We start from the raw sequence: 17,720 nt of genomic DNA on the forward strand, positions 1-17,720 counted from the left end.
GATGGCTCTCACCTTCACGGACCTCATCGAGGTCGACCTCGGCAAGCTGGCCACCGCCGTGTCGGACTGGAAGAAGGCCGTCGACGGTCTCAAGAAATCGGCGGAGAGCGCCCGTACGGGGATGCAGGCCAAGTCGGACTCCGCCCGGTGGGCCGGTGTGAACGCGACGGTGACCCGGGAGTTCGTCACGAAGACGGCCAAGGAGATCTCGGACCTGCACACCGAGGCGAACAGCATCTACCAGGTCCTCGACGACGGGCACACCGAACTCCTCTCGCTGCAGAACCAGATGAAGACGGCGGTCCAGGACGACGCCCCGAAGCAGGGCATCCGCGTCGAGGACATCGGCGAGGGCAGGGTGCGCTGCTTCTTTCCCCATGTCCGCGGTGACACCGACGAGCGCACGCAGGAACAGCTCGACGGCAAGCAGGAGCTGGAGGACCGGATCAACCGGATCCTGGCCCATGCCGCCGAGATCGACGCGTCGGTCGCGCGGGCGTTGGCGAAGAGCCATGGGAACGACCGCCACAACGCGGGCCACGCCAAGTACGAGTCCCTGAACGACGCCGAGGTCGAGCGCGCCGTGGAGCTGGCGCACAAGGGCAAGAAGATGTCCGACGCGGAACTGCGTGAGCTCAACGAGCTCTTGCGCTTCAACTCCGCCGAGAAGGACGGCGAGTTCGCCACCGAGTTCTGCCAGGGGCTCGGCGGCCCGGAGAAGACGCTGCAGTTCTACGCCGAGATGTCGATCGACGGCACCGATGCCGACGCGACCAAGACCCGGCTCGACGAAGTACGGGACCTCCAGAAGGTCATGGGGTACACGCTCGCCAACGCCACCGACCCGGACCACGCGCACCATCTGCCCGACCAGTGGGGCGCGGACTTCCGGCGCCTCGGCACGCAGCAGATCGGCTGGGAGAAGGGGCAGTGGAACAAGCCGTACGGCTACCAGGTGCTCGGCGGACTGCTGCGGTACGGCAACTACGACCCACGGTTCATCAACCCCATCGCGGAGCACATCACCCAACTCCACAAGAAGGACCCGTACTTCTTCCTGTCGAACAAGCCGACCGGGAGTTCCGACGCTTACGGCTTCAATCCCTCCGGCAAGCTCGGCTCCGGCAACGAACCGCTCAACAGCGTCCTGGAAGCTCTGGGGCACAGCCCCGAAGCCGCAGAGAAGTTCTTCAGCCAGCCGCCGACCGCGTACAACGAGGACGGCACGCTCAAGAAGGACGGCAAACTGGGCTTCGACTCGTATCTCGACCTGCTCACCGACAAGGACTTCGAGTGGACGGCGGATACGAACAGCGCCAACGTGCTTGCCGACGAGGACAAGGCCAAGGAGATCATGGGCTACGGCCGTGACGCCCTCGGTCATGCCCTGGAAGCGGCGACCACGGGCCTGCCCTATGGCAGCGACGCCGTGTCCCCACCGCACTCCAAGGAGGGAGCCGACATCTTCCACCAGCTCGTCGAACGCTACGGGGCCAATCCCGACGACCTGGATGATTCACCCCTAAGGGACAGCCTTGGGAACATCACCGCCGACTACATGCGGGATGTGCAGGGGGCCTTCATGGGGGACGACGGAACCGTCGTGGGAACACACGGGGTCAGCGCGCACCTCGGGAACTTCGACGTCAGCAAGAATCCCGAGGGACTTTCGCCGGGTGTGCTGAAGAACTTCCTGAGCGCGGTCGGGAAGGATCCCGACGCCTACGGGGCCATCGTCACTTCCCAGGAGTCGGTGACCACGGACCTCGTCAACGACGCATTCCACAACGCGGACAAGTACAAGGAGCTGGCTCCGGAGGTCGCCAACCGGATCGCTCCTGGCGGCGAGATCGCCGGCATCATGGCGGAGTCGCGCACACAGGCGGTTGTCGACGAGAAGATCGCCGAGGATGCGGAATTCAACGAGGGTGTCGCCACGGCCGACAAGTGGGCCGGTCGCATCATCGGCATGGGTATCGGCAAGATCCCAGTGGGTGGCGAGGTCGCCGGTTGGGTGGTGGAGGACATCCAGGAATCGGTTGTGGAGAACTTCACCAGGGATTCCAGCCCCGAAGCCCTGAAAGACCGGGATATCTTCCTGGAGCAGCAGCGGGCCAGCTCGGCACAGTCGATCTACGACGCCACGTACACCGCGGCCAAGGAAGCCGGCTACGACGAGACCAATGCGCAGAGTCAGGCCTTGGCCGCCAAGCGCGAGATCGAGGATTCCTACGGGCTGGGACGCCAGAGAGCAGGGAAGTAGCAGATCGTGAATGCGAGTGAAAAGCGTAGCCGGAGATTCACGACGTGGATCACTCTGGCCGTCGTGGCGTTGCTCGCTGTCGCCGGAGTCGTGGCCTGGCAGATGTGGCCATCCGATGAGCCCTCCGTCGCGGTGCCGAACCGTGTGTGCGACAGCTCTCTTCCGGGAGCGGATGTGGAAATGCTCCTGCCGAAGAAGGGCAAGCCGTTCACGGAATGGCACACCGGCACCTTCAACCCGGAGGGTGGAGACGGCCAGAAGAAGCCCGGAACGTGCAAAGTGTACGGCGGGGGTCAGTCGGTAACCATCAAGCACAGCCTTTACGTCGGGGCCGACTACACCATGAAGGAGGTAGTCGGCGACGCGAGTGCCGCAGGCGCCACTCCGATCGCGCTCGGCGAGGCCAAGGGTTTCCACAAGGGAGACACCACTTACCTGTTCGTCGGCTGCTCTGCCGGACAGGCCAAAACCAGCGCGCTGGTGGAGGTCGATGTCACGTACCAGAAGACGACGGACCGCGAGGTGATCCAGAAAACGGCCTCGCTCGCATCGGACACCCTCCGACTCGCGGCCCAGAAACTGTGGACCTGTGACGGCGCGGACGGCCTCCCGAACGGAAGCCCGCAGGTTGGCTGACGACTTGTTGAGTAGGTCGGTGAACTCTCGTAGGACCACACTGGACACCTGCATCGGGCAGTGCTTCCCGCCCTGGCCGGCTGGGAGGTCGTGGTGGAGCCGGTCGCCTACTCCTTGAAGAAGGCGGAGGCGGTCGGTGTGGCCCGCTGTTACGGGGAAGCGCGGGATTCCTGTGCGCACGTGCGCTTCACCGGGGCGTCGGACTTCCACCGGAAGGGTAAGCCCGAGGTTTCCTTCATCGTCCAGACGTACCAGGACTCGGCCACCGCCAAGTCGGCGTACACGAAGGTCTGGGAGGCCTGGAAGGCGCTGGTGCCGACGCCGCGGCCCGTGAATATCGGGGAGCTTGGTGAGCAGCGCGATGCCCTGGCCGGTTTGGGCGCTTCAGGGGCGCCGCACTCGAAGGGCCTGATGACGCAGGTCCGCGTCGGCAGCGTCATCATGCTGACCTTGGTCGAGGCGGGTCCTCAGGTCCAGGTGGCGCAGTCGTTCCTGACCAAGTGCGCCACCCTTTTCGCCGAACGGGCCGAGTAGGTTCAGGACGGCAGGACTCCCTCGGCGTGCCTCAGTACGGGGTGATCCCCTCAGCAGTCGCCCGGCCGGGTCGTCACCCTGAAGACGTACTTCCGTTGCGTCGCCGATCTGCCGCCGATCCCCGGTGCCTCGTAGTCGCCCGCTCTGTCGCGGCCGACCTTGACGTGGATGCAGAAGATCGCGTTCGTTCCGTCGGCTGTGACGGCGTAGTGCGCCTCGTTCGGGTTCTGCGGGCCGGTGGGGGTGACGTCCACCGCGTAGCGGGGGGGCGTGGGAGCCGGCGTGTTCGGCGATCTCTTCGTCGATCGTCATCGCGTAGTCGTCGTTCAGCAGTGAATCGTGCTCGAAGGGACTGTAGGCGAGCCGCCGTCCAGCTCCTCGGTGGCCACTCTCACCGCACTGCCGAGTTCGCCGTCACTCCACTTCGCGTCGTCGGCCATGGCCAGGCTCTGACAGCCGTAGAAGACGCCGAACGCGGCCATCACGAGCAGCGTCACCCGGGCCACGGTGAACGCGGAGTCCGGGACCTCGGAGGCCGAGGGGTTGAGGGACTCCCGCCAGACACGCACACGGTCCGCCCTGACGCAGGCCATCGCGATCAGCACAGCGGACAGCAGGAACAGCACCACCGCCGCCGACGTCACGGCCGCCCCACCAGCCCGCGCCGTCTCCTTCGCGCGTCCCGCAGCGCCACCGCTCCCCCGCCCAACCCGCCTGCCAGCACGGCCACGCCGACGGCTACATAGGTGGCCAGGCGGGCGATGTGCTCCTCGGGAGTTTCGCCGAGCGTGAGTTTGGCCGGGGTCGGTGCCTCCACATGGGTGAGGCCGGCGTCGGGGTGGGGGGTCTCGATCGGGTGGTCGTCCTCCGTCAGGGCGCGGACCGGGTCCACCACGCCCCAGCCGACCAGGCGGTCGTGGCCGTTGATGGAGCGTTCCGCCGTCTGCTCGATCTGGGCGGCCACCTCCTGAGCCGTCCACTGGGGGTGCTTGGCCTTGATCAGCGCGGCCACGCCGGCCACGTACGGTGCGGAGAAGCTCGTGCCGTTGTCGGAGCAGTGGCCGCCCTTGGGCACCGTCGAGATCATGTCGACGCCCGGTGCGGCGACGCCCACCCAGTCCCCGGCCTGGGAGAAGGCCGCCTTCTCGTTGTTGCGGTCGGAAGCGGCGACGGCGAGGACGCCCGGGTAGGAAGCGGGGTACGTCCGCTTGGAGTTGCCGTCGATGCCGTCGTTGCCCGCCGAGGCGACCACGACGATCTTGCGCTTCAGCGCCTCGTCGACCGCGTTCTGCAGGGCGCCGCCCGGTGCCACGGCGTTCGTCGTGTCCTGGGAGATGTTGATGACCTGGGCCCCGGCCGCGATGGCGTGGTTGATCGCCGTGGCGAGGGTCCCCGACGTGCCGTGGCCCTCGGCGTCGTTCTGCTTGATCGGGATGATCGTGGCCTCGGGAGCGAGGCCGACGAAGCCGGTGCCCTTCATGGGGCGGGCCGCGATGATGCCGGCGACGCGGGTGCCGTGGCCGACCGTGTCGGTCGTGCCGTCCTTCTTTCCTACGTCGATCTTCTGGCCCTTGCCGTCTTTCGTGGGCAGGTAGTTGGCGCCCTTGGAGGCGTCGACCGCCTGGGTCAGCTGCGGGTTGGCCGTGTCGACGCCCGTGTCGATCACGGCCACCTTCACGCCCTTGCCCTTCGTCTGGGTCCACAGTTCGTCGAGGTTGACGCGCTGCAACGACCACGGCGTGCCGGTGTACTTGTGGTTCTTCTTGGAGAAGGTGCACTGGTCGGTGACCGAGTCCGCCGCGGCCACGGGAGCCGCCAGCAGGCATGCGGTGACGGCGAGCGCCGACGCCAGGCTCGTACGGGTGCGCAGTGTGGAACGCATCGGCGTACCCCTCACGAACCCTGCGGCTGGCTCGCGCCCGCCGTCGACAGCCGCGGCCCCGTCGGCAGGAACTTCGACCAGGGGGCGGGGATGGGGGTCGTCCTCACGTCGGCGTAGCCGAGGCGGGTCTGCGCCAGCTTGGCCTCCGTCTGCAGCTGCTTGCGCTGCTTGGCGGTCATGCCGATGCCCTCGTTCTCGCTGGCGCTGTCGGCGTTGGACTGCAGGGCGTACCGCAGTCCGGTGTCGGTGACCAGGAAGACCGAGCCCACCTTGGTCTCCCTGCCCTGGAACTGCCGGTAGAGCTGACCGGAGCCCGGGGTGACGTACGCACTGGACGAGTCGGTGGCCAGCTCGGCGGGGAAGTCCTTGCCGGCCCACGTGGTCAGTGTGGTGTCTCCGTTGCCGGGGTCCACGTGGTGCAGGACGTTGCAGACCGTGTTCCTGCTGCCGGTGGCGGTGGAGGCGTCGTTGACCGCGCTGGGTTCCTCGGTCGGCCAGTTGTACTGGGAGGCGAACGGCTTGCCACGGCTGATGGCGCCCGCGCTGACCTCCCGGAAGTGCCCGGCCTGGCCGACCTTCACGAGGTTCGTGTCGGCCAGCAGGAGCTGGGCGACGAAGTCGGACACGGGGGCGACCCGGCCGGGCAGGACCACGAAGTACTGCTCCTGGCCGTTGACCGGTGCCCGGAGGACCATGCCGACGCGGTTGGCCTCGCCCAGCTCACCCGGTGCGTTCGCGGCGGCGTTCGGGACCCCGTCGATCGCCGGGAACTTGATCGGGTCCCCCGGGTGCAGCGTGTCGATCCACTGACTGGTCACCTGCTGCGGCTTGCGTTCCGAGCCCACGAGGGTCTCCACCAGGTGGCTGTCGGACGCGTCCACCGGGTACGCCGTGCCCTGTGCGTCGACCACGTACTGCTTCTTGTCCGTCGCGGTGGTGACGTAGAGAAGTTCACCGCCGTGCAGCTTCTGACCGGCCTTCTCGGTCTTCTTCCGGTCACGCTCGGCCAGGACGAACGCGGCCTTCTGGATGGAGCTGCCGCTGCCGCTCGGGCGTTCGCAGACGGCCCATGTGTGGTCCGCGCCCGCCTCCGAGGCGGACGGCAGCCGGTCGGGGGCGTAGGGGATGCCGATGGTGACGCCGTGCGGGATCTTGCCGTTGTCGAGGATCGACTCGTCGACGGTGACGACGTCTACATCGCTCTGTCCGTTGAGGACGAGCTTGGCCGAGGCCATGTTGAGGACCGGGTGCAGCTCGGCCTTGCCGTTCGTCTTCAGCACCACGTACCGGGTCGTGGACTTGCTGGCGATGATCACCTTCGTCGCCGGTGTGTCCCAGCCCTGCGGGGCCGTCGGCTTGAACATGCCCCAGGCGCCGAACGCGGCCAGGACGACCACGCCGACGATCGCGCCGGGCAGGACGGCGCGCAACGGCCGCGGTGCCCCCTCGTCGGAGGCATCCGGTGACGACTGCACGAACGACGCGAGCATGCGTCGCTTCGCGAAGGTGTAGGCGTTGAGTTGATCCCGCCGAGATGCCATCTGTGCCCGTTTCTCCCCGTGTCTCACGCGGAGCGCGCCCGGGGAACAGCTCCCCCGCCCTCCGTTGTCGGACCCGGCCCCTACTATGCCTGGTACGGAGCGGGTCTCGTGGAGCGGGTAGGGTACCTGGGCCCTCAAGGGCCTTGTTCAGTGGCCTGGTTCCAGCGAGTTGTGAGCAAATCGGGGGGATGGAGTGATGGCTTCCGGAACGCGGACGCGAGCGCGCGGCCGGTCGGCGGCGCGCGGCCGTGCGGCCGGGTCGGCGGCGTCGGCGCGCGGCGCCTCCGTTCAGCGCGGCGCGGCGCGGCAGTCGGTCACGCTCGGGCTGCGGCCCCGGCCGGGCCAGGCCGGTTCGTTCCGTTTGCAACGGCTGGTGCTGGTCGAGCTGGCGGCGGCGGTGCTGGTCGTCGGCTGGGCGATCGGGATGATGGCCATGGTGCCGGCCGCGGTGGCCGCCGTGGCGCTGGTGCTGCTGGCGTTCGTACGGCGGCGGGGCCGATCCCTGCCCGAATGGCTGGGCACCGCACGGGAGTTGCGGGCCCGCCGGAAGCGGGCCGAGAACACCCCGATACCGCCCGGCACGGAGCCGGCTCTGGTGCCCGCTCTCGAGTGCGAGCCCGCTCTGCGGACCTACTCCTACGGGGCGCGCGACCGGCGGCCGGTCGGCATCGTCGGGGACGGCACCTTCGTCACCGCCGTGCTCCAGGTGGAGGCCGACGCGACCGCGCTGCGGGCCGAGCGCAGCCGGCAGCCGTTGCCGCTCGGGCTGGTGCGGGACGCGCTCGAGGTGGACGGCATCCGGCTGGAGTCGGCGCAGATCGTGCTGCACACGCAGCCGGCACCCGCGCTGCATCTGCCCCAGCAGTCCGTGGCCGTCGCCAACTACGTGCCCCTGCAGGAGCAGACGGGCGCCCCGGCGGTGCGCATCACCTGGATCGCGCTGAAGCTCGATCCCGAGCTGTGCACCGAGGCCGTGGCAGCGCGCGGGGGCGGGCCTGCCGGCGCGCAGAAGTGTGTCGTGCGGGCGGCGGACCATCTGGCGAGCCGGCTGACCGGGGCCGGATTCCGGGCGCGTGTGCTCGACGAGGAGGAGCTGATCGCCGCGCTCGCCACCTCGGCCTGCGCGAATCCGCTGGTCACCGCCGAGGCTGGGCGCAGTGAGACGCGGGAGCGGCGCACGGAGGAGTCCGGGCGCAGCTGGCGCTGCGACAACCGGCGGCACACGACGTACTGGGTCAGACGCTGGCCCCAACTGGGCGGTGACCGAGGTGAGTCGATGCCCCAGTTCGTGGCCCGGGTGACGGCCGTGCCGGCGCTGGCCACCACCTTCAGTCTCACGCTCGCGCGCGGTGAGCGGCAGGAGGTGTCGCTGTGCGGGCACCTGCGGGTGACCGGCCGCAGCGACGACGAACTCGTGGCCGCACGGCGCGCGTTGGAGGCTGCGGCACGGCAGGCCGGGGCCGGTCTCGCCCGGCTCGACCGCGAGCAGCTGCCCGGCATGCTGGCCACGTTGCCCCTGGGAGGTGCGCGGTGACGACCGTTCCGACGATGACGCCGGCTGCGGACACGCAAGGAGCGTCGACGGCTTCCGGGCTGCGGCGTGTGGGTGAGCGGCTGCGGCACGGGCTCGGACTGATGGGACCCCGGCACGGCCGGCACGGGCTGCCCGTGCAGCAACTGGACGCGCTCGCCCTCCCCATCGGCGACGACGGCGTGGTGGCCGGCGTGGATGCCGAGGGGCATCCGGCCGTGTTGGGGATCAACCGACCCACGCCGTACGACGTCGTGCTGATCGGGGGCCTGTGGACGGCCCAGGTGCTGGCGCTGCGCACGGCGGCCACGGGGGCGCGGGTGGCCGTGGAGACCGGCCGGCCGCAGGCCTGGATGCAGATGGTGCACGCCATGGGCGGCGGGCAGAACGGCCTCGCCGTGCACGAGGTGGGGCGGGTGCCCCCGCAGGGCGCCTCGGCCGGTACGCCCGTGCTGGTGGTGCGGGACTGCGGTATGCGGCCGCCGCGCGGGCGTGTGGTGTCGGGACCCTGGCAGTCCGTGGTGACCCTGCTGCCGTATCTCAGCCCGGTCGCCCCGCGGCTGCTGCGGCAGGCGCGGCTCGCGGGTATCCAGCGGGTCTCGCCGGACGAGGCCGGGGAACTGGGGCGCACGATGGGGTTGTCGCGGAGCGAGGTGGAGTCGCTGCCGACACTGCCCGACGGCGTCACACTCTGGTGCACCGACCGTGACCGGCAGTATGTGATGACCCAACCCACCGACGCCGAGATCGGATTGTTGGGTACACCGCGCCGGATGGACTGAACTGCCCTTGCCTGTCCCATTTGTTCGACGTTCGCGGGTTGCTCGCACGTGGATTGTTCGTGGTTTCTCGGCGGCTTGTGCCGGTCGCCGTGAGCCGAGGGGCGGGCGGGCCTGCCGAGGTGTGCCTCATGGTGATTAGGCTGGGAGCGGGCGCGATGCCAGAGCCCGTGGACCAGGCGTCGTCGTCCCAGGGGGAGGGCCGATGGATCGGACTGCCTCGAACGACTACGGACGACGTGAACGACACGACATGGTCGCCTCGGCACGGCATGAGGGTGTTCGACCACACCAGGAGGAACTGTGAGCAGCGATCGGGACGGGATCCGCGGGGGCTGGGCGACACCCGACGATGACCAGCCCGACGCGGAGTCGGCCATCGAGACCACCGGCGAGTTCACCATCGACTACGCCCCGCCCGCCTGGTACACGCAGAACGCGTCCGGGACGTCCGGGGGCTCCGGCACCACGGGCGGTGCGGCTCCGGCCGCTCCCGGTGGGGCGAGTGGTGCCGGTGGCGCGAGCGGTTCCGGTACGCCGGGTGGTCCGGGCGGTTCCGGTACGCCGGGTGGTCCGGGCGGTTCCGGTGCCGCGCCGCTTCCCCCGTTCTCCCCGGGGGCGCCCGCCGCGGGTACGGCTCCGCCGCCGCATGCGACACCGGCGGCCGGTACGACGACGCCCGGGGCCCCGTACGCCCCGCCGGCTCCTCCCGCGCCCGCGCCGGGCGCGCCGTACGCCCCGCCCGCACCCGCCCAGGGCGCTCCGTACGCCGCACCGGCTCCGGCTGCCGGCCCCGGGGCGCCGCTCGCTCCGCCCGCGCCGCCGTCGGGCAACCCGGTTCCCGTGCCGAAGCTGCCCGAGGGGTTCGAGCCGCAGACGCCTCAGCAGCGGCAGGCGCCGCACCAGCCGCAGCCGCAGCCCGCCGAGCCGTCACGGCAGGAGGCCCCGGCTCCCGCCGCTACGGCGGTTCCCGAGCCCGAGCCGGACAACGGCGACCTTGAGAGCGGTGCGACCATGCGGTTCTCCGCCGTCGCCCTCAAGCGCGAGATGGCCGAGATCGCCGAGCGCGCCGCCGCCGAGGAGAAGGCCGCCGGTGCCGGGGGCGACGGATCCGCCGAAGGCGCCGGAGCTACTGACGGGGACGACGCGGGCGCCATGGGCGCCGAGAGTGCCGAGAGTGCCCGGGGCGACGAGTCCGAGGCGGAGGCGTCCTCGTCGGGCGACTCCGGAGCGGAAGTCGCCGAGCGGAGCGAAGCACAGGAGGGCTCCGAGACAGCTTCGGACACCGAGGGTGCCGACGCGGCGGCCTTCGTCGACGCCGAGGCCGGGGACGAGAGCCCGGCCGAGGGCGCCGACGTCCCCGAGGCCGCGGTCGCAGCCCCGCCGCAGGACGGCGCGGCCGGTGACGCCGAGTCCGAAGCGCCGCAGTCCACGGACGCCGTCGCGCACGACGGTACGGCCGAGAACGGCGCCCCGCAGAGCGCGGCCCCGGCCGCCCCCGACAACTCCCAGGGCGCTCCCCCCGCATGGGCTCCCCCGCCCGCCCCGCAGGCCGGCGTGCCCCCGCTGCCGCCGTCGTACCAGCCCGCCGCGCCCGCCCCGGCGGGCCAGTGGCCCGCGCAGGCCGCGCCGCAGCAGCCGGGTCCCGTGCCCGGTCAGCCGCAGCCGGCCGCCGCACAGGGTGGGGCCGGCGCGCCCGGACAGCAGCCGCCGTTCCAGCCGCAGGCACCGCAGCCGGCGCCCGCCGCCTGGAACCAGCCCGGCCCGCCCGCACAGCCCGGCCAGCCGCAGCACGTCCCGGGAGCCCCCGGTGCCCACGCGCCCGCACAGCCCCCGGCTCCCGCACAGCAGCCCGCCCCCACCCCGCCTGGCGGCTACGGCTTCCCGCAGCCGCCGGCACCGCAGCCGAACCCCGCCGGGCCCGCCCCCCAGTCCGGCTACGGCTTTCCGCAGCCGGGCCGGCAGCCGGGCCAGCAACCGGGCCAGCAACAGCCGAACGGCCCCACTCCGCCGAGCGGTTACGGCTTCCCCCAGCCCGGCGCACCCAACCCACCGGCCCAGCCGGGTGGTTACGGCTTCCCGCAGCCCGGGCAGCAGCCGCCGACGAACGGGCCCACTCCGCCCAGTGGCTACGGCTTCCCCCAGCCCGGCGCACCCAACCCACCGGCCCAGCCGGGCGGTTACGGCTTCCCGCAGCCCGGGCAGGAGGGGCAGCCTCCGCAGAGCCCCGAGGCCGGGCAGGGCCCGCAGCAGGCCGTCGATCCCAGGGCCGGTGCCGCGTGGCCGCAGCCCATCCAGCACGACCAGCGGCAGCCGACCAACCCGGGGGCCGCGCCGCTGGGTTACACCGCGGCCGTGGAACTGTCCTCGGACCGGCTACTCAACAACAAGAGGCAGAAGGCGAAGAGCGGCCGACCCGCCGCTGCCGCGTCCCGCTTCAAGCTGGGCGGCAAGAAGGAGGAGGCCGAGCGGCAGCGGAAGCTGGAGCTGATCCGCACGCCGGTGCTGTCCTGCTACCGGATCGCGGTCATCAGCCTCAAGGGCGGTGTCGGCAAGACGACCACCACCACCGCGCTCGGCTCCACCCTCGCCTCCGAGCGGCAGGACAAGATCCTCGCCATCGACGCGAACCCGGACGCCGGTACGCTCGGCAGGCGCGTGCGCCGGGAGACCGGGGCCACCATCCGTGACCTCGTTCAGGCGATCCCGTACCTCAACTCGTACATGGACATCCGGCGGTTCACCTCCCAGGCGTCCTCCGGCCTGGAGATCATCGCCAACGACGTGGACCCGGCCGTCTCCACCACGTTCAACGACGAGGACTACCGGCGCGCCATCGACGTGCTCGGCCGCCAGTACCCGGTCATCCTCACCGACTCGGGTACGGGCCTGCTGTACAGCGCGATGCGCGGGGTGCTCGACCTCGCCGACCAGCTCATCATCATCTCGACGCCGTCCGTGGACGGTGCGAGCAGCGCCAGTACGACCCTGGACTGGCTGTCCGCGCACGGGTACGCCGATCTCGTCTCGCGGTCGATCACCGTCATCTCCGGGGTCCGCGAGACCGGCAAGATGATCAAGGTCGAGGACATCGTGTCGCACTTCGAGACCCGCTGCCGCGGTGTGATCGTGGTGCCGTTCGACGAGCATCTGGCCGCCGGTGCCGAGGTCGACCTCGACATGATGCGGCCGAAGGTGCGGGAGGCGTACTTCAACCTCGCCGCCATGGTCGCCGAGGACGTCGTGCGGCACCAGCAGGCACACGGGCTGTGGACCAGCGACGGCAACCCGCCGCCGGTGGCCGCCCCGCCGATGCCGGGCCAGCCGAACCCGCAGGCCCCGGGACAGCAGCCCTACCCGCCCCAGCAGGGGCAGCAGCCGTACCCCGCTCCGGGGCAGCAGCCGTACCCGCCCCAGCAGGGACAGCAGCCGTACCCACCGCAGCAGGGACAGCAGCCGTACCCGCAGGCCCCGGGACAGCAGCCCTACCCACCGCAGCAGGGGCAGCCCGGCCAGCACTACCCGCAGGCCGCCCCCGGCCAGCCGTACCCGCCGCAGCCCGGCTATCCGCAGCCCGGGCAGCCCCAGGCGCAGCCTCCGCAGGCCCAGCCTCCGCAGGCACCGCCCCAGCAGTAGGACGGCACGACGAAGGGCGGCCGGTGCTCACCGCACCGGCCGCCCTTCGTGTGTCACAGGCTCCTTGTGTCTCCGGGGGACACCGCCGCGGCTACGCGTCCGCCGCGACGATCTCCCGGCACTGCTTCACGTCCTCGGCCATCTGCTCCAGCAGGGCCTCCAGCGAGTCGAACTTCGCCTGGCCGCGCACATAGGCCAGGAAGTCGACGGCGACGTGCAGGCCGTACAGGTCGAGGCCGACGCGGTCGATGGCGTACGCCTCCACCGTGCGCTCGGTGCCGTCGAACTGCGGGTTGGTGCCGACGGAGATCGCGGCGGGCATGATCTCGCCCTGCGCGTGCAGGTAGCCGGCGTACACCCCGTCGGCGGGGATCGCGGTGTGCGGGAGCGTCTCGACGTTGGCCGTCGGGAAGCCCAGCTCGCGGCCGCGCTGGGCGCCGCGGACGACCACGCCCTCCACGCGGTGCGGGCGGCCGAGGATCTCGCGGGCACCGGCCACGTCACCCTCGGCGACCAGGCGCCGGGTCATCGTCGAGGAGAACGGCTCGCCGCCGCCCGCCTCACCGGTGACGTACAGGTCCACGACCTCCACCTCGAAGTCGTAGATCTTGCCTTGCTCGACGAGGAACTCCACGTTGCCGGCCGCCTTGTGGCCGAAGCGGAAGTTCGGGCCCTCGACGACCGCCTTGGCGTGCAGCTTGTCGACCAGGACCTTGACGACGAAATCGGCGGGCGACAGCTTCGAGAACTCGGTGGTGAAAGGCAGGATGAGCACGGCGTCGACGCCCAGCTCGGCCATCAGCTCGGCGCGGCGGTGGTGCGCGGCGAGCAGGGGCGGGTGGCTGCCGGGGCGGACGACCTCGCTGGGGTGCGGGTCGAAGGTGACGACGACGGCCGGGACGCCCAGCTCGCGCGCGCGGTCCACGGCGTGCTTGATGATCAGCTGGTGGCCGCGGTGGACGCCGTCGTAGGAACCGATGGTGACGACGCTGCGCCCCCAGTCCTGGGGGATGTCCTCCAAGCCACGCCAGCGCTGCACTGTGACCGCTCCTCGAACCCGTGTCCGTGTCTACCGTTGACCTCTTGTGCAGGTCTAAGGGTGCCATGCCGGGTGCCCCGGGCCCGCATCGGCATGGGGGCTGTGACCGGGCGCACGTTCGGCGCTGAGCTCCGGGCCGGCCGGGCGCACGTTCGGGGCGGCGCCCCGGGCCGGTCGGGCGCACGTTCGGGGCGGAACCCGGGCCGGTCGGGCGCACGTTCGGGGCGGAACCCGGGCCGGTACGCGCGCGCCGGCCCGACGCGGCCGCGGCTCAGACGGCCACCCGCACCCCTGCCAGGTTCTCGATCATGCGGTGGGCGCTGGGGCCCACCACCGCGGCCCAGTCCTGAGGGGTCTCGCCGAGCCAGCGGGCCATGCGGGCGGCGAATCCGGGCACGTGCCGGGACAGCACGACCAGGCTCCAGTCGAAGCGGGTGGCGCCGTCGGGGGTGCGTACGAGGAGCAGGCCGGTGCGGTGGACCAGGGCGCGCAGTTCCTCGTCCCGGCCGTCGCCGTGGGGGGCCGCCGCGTGCAGGACGGCGTCCAGGACGTCCGGGTCCCGCTCGCGGTCGAGCAGGAGGTCCAGCAGCTCGCGGCGCAGGAGGCGGGAGCCCGGGGCGCCGGGGGCGGCGAGCACGTTGGCGAGGGCCGCCCGGACCCGCTCGCACCCGCCGTCGAGGAGGGCCGTGACCAGCGGCAGCAGGACGGAGCGGGCGGCGGTGCCGTGGTCGAGGAGGCGGTCGACGTACGCGGCCGTGTGCCCGGCGGTGTCCGGCCGCAGCGCCACCGCCTCCCGGACCAGGGTGGCGACCCGGTGGGCGAGGGCCGGGGTGGTGACGTCGGCGAGCGTGCGGAGGGTCTCCGCGGCGTCCGGGCCGCCGCGCCGCAGGCGGGCGCGGAATGCCTCCAGGACCGGTTCGGGGTCGGTGGCGAGGACCGGCACGAGGACGGCGGGCGGGAGCTGCGGGTCGCCGTCGGCGAAGTGGCGCAGGGCTTCGCCGAGATACCGCTCGCGGGTCCGCGGGTCGCGGATCAGGAGGGCGAGGGCGCCGCCGTGCAGGGCGCGGTCGGCGGGGCGGGCGAGCAGGGCGAGGGCGGCGTAGCGCAGCAGTTCGCGGTCGGCCGCCGAGCGGGCGTGCGGGGCCGCGCTCAGGCCGAACGTCAGCGCCGCCGTCCGGCGGGCGGGGCGGTCGTCGTGCGCCCAGCGGTCGACGGCCCGGCAGACGGCCGAGGGCTCGTCCTCGGCGAGGACGGCGAGCAGCTCGTCGGCCCTGGGGTGGGCGCTGAGCACGAGCACCTCGGTGAGGTCGTCCAGGGCACCGTGCCGGTGCGTGTGCAGCAGCGCCTGCGCGGCGGTCGCCACGGTGGCGTGCGGGGTCGCGGGCAACGGCCGCTCGTCGTCGAACCACCGGGTGAGGTGCGGCTGTACGGCGGCGGGAGCGGCGGCGAGCAGCCGGGCGACGGCGTCGAGATACCGGCCGCGGGCGCCCTCGCACCGGTCGCCCGTCTCCTGCGGTGCCGCGTCGGCCATGACCAGTCGGCGCAGCAGCGCGCAACGCTCGCCGTCCGGCAGGGGAAGGCCGGTCCAGAAGGGCGGGCCGAACTCGGCCGGTACGGGCCGCCGTTCCTGACGCCAGGCGACGACACGGTCGGCGAGGAGGCCGAGGACCTCGGTGTACGGCGTCGCGTCGGGGACCTGGAGCAGGGTGCGGGCGAGCAGCCGGGCGGCCCACCAGGAGGTGGGTTCCAGCTCCAGGGCGTCCGTCAACGCGCGCAGGCGGTCGGAGAGTTGGCCGGCGCCCTGCTGGCGGCCGAGGAGGAGCAGGGCCTGGACGACCGGGCCGACGCGGTGGTGCGGGACGGGGAGCGGCTGGGCTCGGGGCGGGCTGTGGGGGTCGTGGACCAGGGCGCGCAGGGCCTCGTCGAGGTCGAGGTGGGTGCCCTGGATCCAGTCGGCCAGCTCCTCGTGGGCGAAGCGGTAGCCGCTGCCTGCCGGGACCAGGAGTCCCTCGGTGAGCACGGCGGAGGCCCAGCCGGTCCCACCGCCGAGCCGGGCCGGTGCGGTCCCCCACGGGAACAGCGTCTCGAAGGAGGTCCGGTCGAGCTCGCCCTGGCCGGGGCCGAGGCTGCGCCGGGCGGCCTCGTGCACCTGCCCGGCCACCCGGGCGGCGAGCCGTCGTACGGCCGTGCCGCGCAGTCCGTTCTCGGCGGCCAGGCGGACGGCGACGTGCAGGCACATCAGGTCGAGGTGGGCGGCGATGACCTCGTGCCGGTCGACGGGACGGCCCGGCTCCTCGTCCGGGAGTGCGGCGCGGACCTCGGAGAGGAGGCGCAGGGTGAGCGGGTGCCGGGCGTCGCGGTCGGCGAGCGCACCGTCGGGGATGCCGTGGCGGGCGCGGGCCCGGCGGGCCTCGTCCTCGGTGAGGCCGGCGAGCGGCACGCACGGCGGAAGGGCACTCCCTCCGCTCTCCGGCACATGGAGCAGGTCCGCCGGGAACTCGGCCCCGGCGCGCTCCCAGTGCTCCTCCCGGCAGGCCACCACCAGCCGCGCCCCGGTCTCGCGGAGCCACGTGGCCGTCTCGCTGGTCCACGCCCGGAGCCGCCGGGCGAGTGCGGGCGGCATCTCCTCGGGGCCGTCGAGCAGGAGCAGCAGCGGGCGGCCGGACTGTTCGGCGAGGCGGGCGACCCGCGCGGGCGTGAGGTCGCCGAGGTCGGCATGGTGCACGGAGCGGTCTGCGGCGACGATCCGGCCGGCGCGCCGCAGGGCGCGGCGGGCCGCGTCGGCCACGGAGTCGTCCGTGGCCTTCAGGTCGGCGCCGCGCAGCCACAGCGTGGGCGTGGGCCGCTCGGCCCGGGCGCGACGGGCGGCAAGGGCCGCGAGTTCCGTCGTACGACCGGTTCCCGGGGCGCCGACGAGACCGAGCACGCAGCGGTCACCGGCGGCGAAGGCGGACAACTCCCGCACCACGCCGACTCGTTCGACGGGTCGCACCGAACCCGGACCGGCGGCCTCGGCGGATGCGGCGAGGGCGCCCGGCGGGCCGTCCCGGCCCACCGAGGTGGCGGTCAGCTCCAGGACGCCCGCGAGGTTGAGGTCGGCGCCGTACGCGGGCACGGTGGCCGCGTTGCGGGCGAGCAGCTCGGCGAGAGGGCCGTCGGCGGGCCGCAGGGGCACGGCGAAGCCGGAGTCGCGCCGGGCGGTGTGCAGGGCGCTGCCGAGCACCCCGACCACCGCACCCGTGGCCGCGTCCAGCACCGGTCCTCCGGCGGCGCCCCCGCCGAGCCGGAGCGCGTCCTGGCCCGCCGTGCCGATGGCCAGCTCCAGGGCGTCGTCGATGAGACGGAAGCGGTCGGTGGCGGTGTACGTGACCTGGGTGGCGGCCAGCACCCGCGCCTCGCGCCAGCAGCCGGCGGCCACGCGGAGGTAGGTACCGGCCTCGACCCGCTCGCGGACGGTCAGCGGCAGCGGCCGCACGTCCAGGCCCTCGGTGCGCACCAGGGCCAGGTCCAGCGCCGGCAGCGGGACGACCGCGTCGGCGTCGACCACGCAGGTGCGGTCCCCGGTGGCGTGCAGGACCAGCCGCGCGAGTCCGTCCACGGCCTCGTGGCTGGTGAGGAGCGTGCCGTGGTGGTCGGCGAGGAAACCGACCCCGCGGGGGCGGCCGGCCAGGTCGTGGATCCGCACGAGGACGTCCGTGCGAGCCGTGTCGTGGGCAGGGGGCGCGCCGTCCGTGCGGCACTCGTCCCGGACGTGGTCGAAGACGCCGGTACGGTTCCCGTCGCCGCCCCGTCCCGCCATGGCCGTACCTCCCCGCCCCGCACACCTGTCCTCACCTCGACGGTAGGCACGTGGTGATCAGCGGGACAGCGCGCGGGACG

At 72.4% G+C, this 17,720-nt stretch carries 12 protein-coding genes; 6 read left to right on the forward strand and 6 right to left on the reverse strand.

Going from position 1 to position 17,720, the window contains the following annotated elements; translation table 11 throughout:
• The first annotated feature begins 1 nt into the window (after window position 1).
• The 3 genes from AC07CM_RS42045 (at window position 2) to AC07CM_RS42055 (ending at window position 3,433) form a co-directional block, all read left to right on the forward strand.
• Complete coding sequence (locus tag AC07CM_RS42045) at window positions 2-2,263, forward strand: hypothetical protein (protein ID WP_478881818.1); 2,262 nt, start codon at window positions 2-4, stop codon at window positions 2,261-2,263.
• A 63-nt stretch (window positions 2,264-2,326) separates the two neighbouring features.
• Entirely contained in the window at window positions 2,327-2,899 is a 573-nt protein-coding gene (locus tag AC07CM_RS42050; RefSeq protein WP_478881819.1) for a hypothetical protein, read from the forward strand.
• A gap of 60 nt (window positions 2,900-2,959) precedes the next feature.
• A complete protein-coding gene (locus tag AC07CM_RS42055) occupies window positions 2,960-3,433 on the forward strand; it encodes a hypothetical protein (RefSeq protein ID WP_478881820.1) in 474 nt (157 codons plus the stop codon).
• Window positions 3,434-3,483: 50 nt separating this feature from the next.
• Here AC07CM_RS42055 and AC07CM_RS42060 read toward each other — a convergent pair whose 3' ends face one another.
• The 4 genes from AC07CM_RS42060 to eccB form a co-directional block, all read right to left on the reverse strand.
• Complete coding sequence (locus AC07CM_RS42060; protein ID WP_478881821.1) at window positions 3,484-3,687, reverse strand: hypothetical protein; 204 nt, start codon at window positions 3,685-3,687, stop codon at window positions 3,484-3,486.
• 72 nt (window positions 3,688-3,759) lie between these two features.
• Window positions 3,760-4,077 (reverse strand): hypothetical protein, encoded by a 318-nt coding sequence (locus AC07CM_RS42065; protein ID WP_478881822.1) that lies wholly within the window; start codon window positions 4,075-4,077, stop codon window positions 3,760-3,762.
• On the reverse strand, window positions 4,074-5,315 hold the full coding sequence (mycP, locus tag AC07CM_RS42070; RefSeq protein WP_478881823.1) for a type VII secretion-associated serine protease mycosin: 1,242 nt from the start codon (window positions 5,313-5,315) through the stop codon (window positions 4,074-4,076). The genes AC07CM_RS42065 and mycP overlap by 4 nt, the downstream gene beginning before the upstream one ends.
• Window positions 5,316-5,326: 11 nt before the next feature.
• Entirely contained in the window at window positions 5,327-6,856 is a 1,530-nt protein-coding gene (gene eccB / locus AC07CM_RS42075) for a type VII secretion protein EccB (protein WP_478881824.1), read from the reverse strand.
• 196 nt (window positions 6,857-7,052) lie between these two features.
• On the opposite strand from eccB, the gene eccE reads away from it, so the two are divergent.
• The 3 genes from eccE to AC07CM_RS42090 all read left to right on the forward strand — a co-directional run bounded on the left by eccE (window position 7,053) and on the right by AC07CM_RS42090 (window position 12,802).
• Window positions 7,053-8,390 carry a type VII secretion protein EccE gene (gene eccE / locus AC07CM_RS42080; protein ID WP_478881825.1) on the forward strand — a complete coding sequence of 446 codons (1,338 nt, stop codon included), beginning with the start codon at window positions 7,053-7,055 and terminating at the stop codon, window positions 8,388-8,390.
• 14 nt (window positions 8,391-8,404) lie between these two features.
• Window positions 8,405-9,169: a hypothetical protein gene (locus AC07CM_RS42085; protein ID WP_478881844.1), complete on the forward strand. Its 765-nt coding sequence runs from the start codon at window positions 8,405-8,407 to the stop codon at window positions 9,167-9,169.
• 300 nt (window positions 9,170-9,469) lie between these two features.
• The gene (locus AC07CM_RS42090) at window positions 9,470-12,802 is read left to right on the forward strand and encodes an SCO5717 family growth-regulating ATPase (protein ID WP_478881826.1); all 3,333 of its coding nucleotides are present in this window, start codon (window positions 9,470-9,472) and stop codon (window positions 12,800-12,802) included.
• Between the two features lie 91 nt (window positions 12,803-12,893).
• Here the strand turns inward: AC07CM_RS42090 and AC07CM_RS42095 are convergent, their stop codons facing one another.
• Together AC07CM_RS42095 and AC07CM_RS42100 are read right to left on the reverse strand one after the other, a co-directional pair.
• A complete protein-coding gene (locus tag AC07CM_RS42095) occupies window positions 12,894-13,841 on the reverse strand; it encodes a bifunctional riboflavin kinase/FAD synthetase (protein ID WP_478881827.1) in 948 nt (315 codons plus the stop codon).
• A gap of 271 nt (window positions 13,842-14,112) precedes the next feature.
• Window positions 14,113-17,640 (reverse strand): trypsin-like peptidase domain-containing protein, encoded by a 3,528-nt coding sequence (locus AC07CM_RS42100; protein ID WP_478881828.1) that lies wholly within the window; start codon window positions 17,638-17,640, stop codon window positions 14,113-14,115.
• Window positions 17,641-17,720 lie beyond the last annotated feature (80 nt).

Source organism: Streptomyces sp. NPDC044061 (genome assembly GCF_056434305.1).